A 5,163-nucleotide genomic window follows, 5' to 3' on the forward strand; every position below is an offset into this window, starting at 1 on the left:
AAGCGGTAGACTTTGCGGTGTACGGCCATTCAGTCCCTCAGTATAGCGCACCTATGGCTCACCGGGCTATGTCCCCTGCTGGGCACGTGGAGGAGTCCATGGATCCCACCCCTGAAGGGGATGGGTTTTATAGCTCCCCCACACCCCCTCTTTTCTATAAGCCGAGTGGTTCATCCTCTCACCTCCGCAGAAAGCCCGAGGGGCGGGTTCCCCCGCCCCCCGGCCTAGCGCCTCAGCCGCAAGCCCAGCCTAAACCCTCAGGGGCGCCATCACGGCCTGGTAGCTCTCGTCCCCGTCAGGCCCCACCACAAAGGGGGTGGTGGGCCCCGAGAAGCGGACGAGGGTAGCGGCGCTCTTGGGAAGGGCCTCCAGCAGGTAGCGGGCGTTCACCGAAAGCTCGAGGGCCCCCTCCACCCGGGCGGGCACCTCCTCCTCCCCCGCCCCGTAGTCCCCTGCCGCGCTGAGCCGGATCCGGCTCCCCTCGAGGGCCAGGTCCAGGCGCCGGTTTTGGGAGTCCGCCAGCACCTCGAGGCGCCGAACGGCCTCCCTCAGGGCTTGGGTTTCCACCAGGACCTGCGCTGTGAACTCCTTGGGGACCACCCGCTCGTAGTCCGGGTACTTTCCTTCCATGGGGTAGAGGTTCGCCGTCACGGCGAGGGCCTCCCCCTTCGAGTGGAGCCCGAGGAGCCCGTCCGCAAAGCGTATCTCTACCTCCTCCCCGCCCGCCTCCAGGGCCTGCAGGGCCTCCTGCAGGGGGAGGACCGGGAACACCGCCGTGGCCTCGAAGGGGAAGGGATGGTCGAGGGCGGTCCAGGCCAGGCGGTACCCGTCTGCGGCCACCACCTTCAGGCCCCCCTCCCTAAACTCCAGCTGGATCCCTCGGAACACGCCGCGGTACTCCTCCTTGGACACGGCGTAGCGCACCTGGTAGACGGCCTGGGCGAAGGCCTCCCGGGGCAGGGCCGCCTTCTTTCCCCCCTCCCGGAAGGAGAGCACCGGGTACTCCTCGGTGGAGGCGAAGGCCAGGTCCGCCTGGAGGCTTCCGGCCCGGAGCTTGAGGCGCTCGGCCCGCTCCATGGTAAGGACCTCCCCGGAGGCGCTCCCCACCAGGGAGAGGAAGGGCTCCCGGGGGAGAAGGAGCGCCCCTTCCCCCTCCACCTGGGCGGGAAGGGAGACCTTCAGGTCGATCTCCCCGTTGGAGCCCTTCAGGACGAGCTCCCCGCCCTTTGCCTCCAGGTAGAAGTAGGTGAGGACGGGGTTGGAGGCGCGGGAGGGCACCGCCCGGGCTACCGCGTTCAGGGCCTTCTTGACACTCTTCAGCTCGGCTTGGATCCGCATGGCTCCTCCTCTTTGTTCGTTCCTTTTGGCGCTTTAGCGCGGCCTCGAGGGGTCCCTTCCTAGGGTACCGCCCCTCGAGGCCCCCTCAGGCGGAGCGGAGGGCCACCAGGGCGAAGAAGCCCCGGCGGTCCTCCTCCGGCGAGAAGAGGGCGAGGACCTTCCGCCCTTCGTCCAGGGCCAGGACCACCCGGTCCCCGAAGCCCTGGAGGGCTCGGCGGAGGAGGCTGGCCTCCACCGCGATCTCTCCCTCCCAGGCCCGGGGGAAGACGGCGGGGACCAGGGCCTCCCCCTCCGCTTCCCCCTGGAAGCGCACCCGAAGCCCTCCGGGGGCGGGTTGCAGGAGGAGGGTGGCCTCCTTGACGGCCCGGCCTAGGGCCTTGGCGAGGGCCTGCCGCTTGAGGATCGCCCGGTAGGGGCGGGGCGTGAGATGGCGCTCCAGCATCTCCGCCACCTCCAAGTCAGAGCGGGCCTCGGACTTCACGCTGGCGGCGAAGCGCAGGCCGTCCCACGCCCCTTCCGCCGCCAGGACCTCCCCGGAGACCCCAAGCCGCACCAGGGGCGGGGCGCCCTCGAGGAGGGAGGCGAAGAGCTTGGCCTGGTGGGTAGCGAGGCGGAAGGGCCGGGGGAAGGGGACCCTGGGAAAGCGGTAGGCCCCGAGGGTGTACCCGTCCGTGGCCGCCACCACCAGGTCGCCTCGGAAGGGGATGAAGAACACGAGTTCTCTCTCCTTGCCGTGGGGGATCACCTGGGCCAGGGCGCGGCGGAGCTCCTCCGTGAAGACCTCCCCGTACCACTCTTCCGGCATGGGGAAGGGCTTCTCGTCCACCTCACCTGAGAAGAGCCTCCCCCGGAAGGTACCGGAATGGACCTCGAGGGCCTCCTCTTCCCTCCCCTCCAGGAGGACCTGCGGGGGGAGGCGCTCTAGGAGCTCCTCCAGGGGGCGGGCCCACACCCGGACCTTCCAGGACCCCGGCCCGGGGACCCGGAGGGTGAGCCTAGCGAAGCCCGTACCCTCGATCGTGGCGCGCTCGCAGGTGAGCTCCCCGGGCACCCGCCGCACCACCACGGCCTCGTGCGCGGTGGACTTGGTTTTGGGGAACGCCCCGAGAAAGGCCCGGATGGGGGCGGTGGCCACCTTGAGGCGCGTTTGGGGGGACGCTTCGACGAGCATTTTCCCTCACCTCCACTCTCCTCCGTGGGGCCGTCAGGCCCCCAGGTCCTCGGTCTGGCGTCTTAGCTACAAGGTTTGCTTTCTCCCTAAAGCGTGTGGCTAAGACACCCCTCCCCCTCCTCGCAGGGTGCGGCCTCGAGGGCGGGGAAGGGGCGCCTGCCGGGCCTTTAGGCGCTTACTCCACCCTCTTCCCCTCCTCGTAGAGCAGCTCCGCCCGCTCCTCGAGGTAGGGGACGAAGCGCTCTACTCCCCAGACCCGGCGGTACTCCCCGTCCCCGAGCTCCACGAAGAGGCAGCCGTACCACTCCGCAGCCTCCGGCCACCCAATGTGCTCGAGGACCGACTGGATTTCCTGCGAGTCCTGAATGAGCACCACGCCCTGGGGCAAGTCCCTTACCTTGGCTACGTAGCCCATCCTCTCACCTCCACAGAAAGCCCGAGGGGCGGGTTCCCCCGCCCCCCAGCCCCTGGGACGCAAGCCCCCTGGCTCCCCGAGCCCGGTTCCCGGGAAGGCCATAAGGACCTCGAGGCCCAGCTGAAAGCGGCCAGCCGGAGGCCCGGGTCATCCCCGGAAGGGGCAAACCAAGGCGGGCCCGGTCATCCCCGAAAGGGCCTCGAGGGCCACTAGGTCGCCACAAAGCGGTGCCCGCCCCCTAGGGCGAGCACCACAGAGTTTTGCCCGAGCAAGGGGGTGAGCACTACCAGGTTTTGCCCGGGCAGAGGGGTAAGCACCACAAAGTTTTGCCCGGGCAGGGGAGCGAGCGCTACCAGGTTTTGCCCGAGCAAGGGAGTGAGCACTACATCTGCGGCGAGGAAAAGGGGGAAGGGGGGATAGTAGGGCAACAAGGTTGCGAGAAAGTGCGGGTTCATCCTAAAGGGGTGGTCCCCAGTTTTGACGTGTACTGAGCCAAGACCTACAACCCCTTCCACGATCCCGCATGTCGCGACGAAGACATCCAGCGCCTGCGCGACCTCCACGCCGAGATGGACCGCGCCATCTTGGCATGCTACGGCCGGGACGACATTGACCCTGCCCACGGCTTCTACCAGAACGAGCGCGGTCAAATACGCTATACTATTTCGCCGGACGCACACCGCGAGGTCCTGCACCGGTTGCTGGAGTTGAATGTGCTATATTTAAAGATTAAAGATAAGGAGGAGGTGTCACATGCCGAAGCGACAAGTATTTTTCAGCTTCCATTACAAGGCTGATGCCTGGAGGGCAGCGCAAGTGCGCAATATGGGGGTCGTGGAAGGCAATAAGCCAGTTTCTGACAATGACTGGGAACAAATCAAGCGCGGTGGAGACGAAGCCATTAAGCGGTGGATTGACGAGCAAATGGGGTATCGCTCCTGTGTAGTCGTTCTCATCGGTAACCAGACTGCTGGAAGGAAATGGATCAATTACGAGATCAAGAAGGGATGGGAGTATGGAAAAGGTGTGGTCGGTGTCTACATCCACAACCTGAAGGACCAGGATGGCAAACAAGCTCTGAAAGGGAAAAACCCGTTTGATGATTTTACGTTCAACAGCCGACCATTCTCGGAGGTTGTCAGGGCTTACGACCCACCTTTCACAGACAGCCGGGAGGTTTACGACTACATCAAGGAACATTTGGCGGAGTGGGTTGAGGAGGCTATTGAAATTCGCAAAAAATACCCTTGAGGAGAACTTGCTATGCAGGAAGACAAGGAGATCAAGGCGGAATCGCCGGCAGTGCAGGCACACCTGGCCATCATGCAGTCAGTAATCCAGCGCATGGCGGCTAACAGCGCTTCATCTAAGGCATGGTGTATTGGGTTGGTGTCGGCGATCCTCGTAATTGTCGCAGATAAAGGCAAGCCCAATTACGCTCTTCTTGCGCTGATACCGACGACCCTTTTTCTTGTATTAGACGCTTACTACCTCGCGCTTGAAAGAGGATTTCGTGCGGCTTATAATTCTTTCGTCAAAAAACTCCACGAGGGCAAAGTAGTAGCGGAGGATGTTTACTGGGTTACGCCAGAGGGACCTCTTTGGAAGAAATGGGTCTGTGCTCTTGGTTCATTTTCTATTTGGCCGTTCTACATTGCCCTCTTTGCAATGATATGGCTTGCGAAAGAACTAGTCATCGGTTAGCCGGCGGGGAAATTGCAGGAGATCAGCTATGAGCACGATCTTTGACTTGCACGAACGTGTGCTTTCCGACCCACATTCCGCACCCCTCCTCCCTCCGCGTTAGGATTTTGGGATGGCAGCCACACCCGACCTACAGGTGTACGACCTCGGCCACCTGGGCCTGGTGGCCAGCATCGTGGACCGTATCGGGCTGGTCCCCCTGGTGGACGAACGGGTGGGCCCCCGCCCGGGGGAAAAGGTGAGCACGGGGGTGGCCCTGAAAGCGGCCATTCTGAACGCCCTGGGCTTCGTCACCTCCCCCCTCTACCTCTTCGACCACTTCTTCCAGGGCAAGCCCACCGAGCTGCTCCTGGCGCCCGGCATCACCCCCGAACTTTTGAACGACGACCGCATGGGCCGCATGCTGGACAGCCTCTACCAGGCGGGAGTGACGGAGCTCTTCCTGGAGGTGGCCAAAAGGGCACGCCAGGCCTTCCCCTTCCCGGTGCGGGCCCTGCATGCGGACGCCACCAGCTTCCACGTGCACGGGCGGTAC

7 protein-coding genes are annotated in these 5,163 nt (G+C 64.3%); 3 read left to right on the forward strand and 4 right to left on the reverse strand.

The window, feature by feature from the left end:
- Positions 1-249: 249 nt before the first annotated feature.
- The 4 genes from dnaN to H531_RS0112140 all read right to left on the reverse strand — a co-directional run bounded on the left by dnaN (position 250) and on the right by H531_RS0112140 (position 3,574).
- Positions 250-1,338 carry a DNA polymerase III subunit beta gene (gene dnaN, locus H531_RS0112125; protein WP_022799581.1) on the reverse strand — a complete coding sequence of 363 codons (1,089 nt, stop codon included), beginning with the start codon at positions 1,336-1,338 and terminating at the stop codon, positions 250-252.
- Positions 1,339-1,423: 85 nt separating this feature from the next.
- Entirely contained in the window at positions 1,424-2,509 is a 1,086-nt protein-coding gene (locus tag H531_RS0112130) for a hypothetical protein (protein ID WP_028490844.1), read from the reverse strand.
- Positions 2,510-2,684: 175 nt separating this feature from the next.
- Entirely contained in the window at positions 2,685-2,924 is a 240-nt protein-coding gene (locus tag H531_RS0112135) for a DUF6839 family protein (RefSeq protein WP_033399355.1), read from the reverse strand.
- 209 nt (positions 2,925-3,133) lie between these two features.
- Positions 3,134-3,574 (reverse strand): hypothetical protein, encoded by a 441-nt coding sequence (locus tag H531_RS0112140; RefSeq protein ID WP_156860519.1) that lies wholly within the window; start codon positions 3,572-3,574, stop codon positions 3,134-3,136.
- A 103-nt stretch (positions 3,575-3,677) separates the two neighbouring features.
- On the opposite strand from H531_RS0112140, the gene H531_RS0112145 reads away from it, so the two are divergent.
- From H531_RS0112145 to H531_RS0112150, 3 genes are all read left to right on the forward strand, one after another.
- Positions 3,678-4,175, forward strand: coding sequence for a TIR domain-containing protein (locus tag H531_RS0112145; protein WP_022799585.1), 498 nt, complete (start codon positions 3,678-3,680; stop codon positions 4,173-4,175).
- A gap of 12 nt (positions 4,176-4,187) precedes the next feature.
- Positions 4,188-4,628 carry a hypothetical protein gene (locus tag H531_RS14100; protein ID WP_084521417.1) on the forward strand — a complete coding sequence of 147 codons (441 nt, stop codon included), beginning with the start codon at positions 4,188-4,190 and terminating at the stop codon, positions 4,626-4,628.
- Between the two features lie 112 nt (positions 4,629-4,740).
- Positions 4,741-5,163, forward strand: a 423-nt coding sequence (locus H531_RS0112150; protein WP_028490846.1) for a DUF4277 domain-containing protein, incomplete at its 3' end; no start/stop codon positions are given.

This window comes from Thermus islandicus DSM 21543 (genome assembly GCF_000421625.1).
Taxonomy (GTDB): Bacteria; Deinococcota; Deinococci; order Deinococcales; family Thermaceae; genus Thermus; species Thermus islandicus.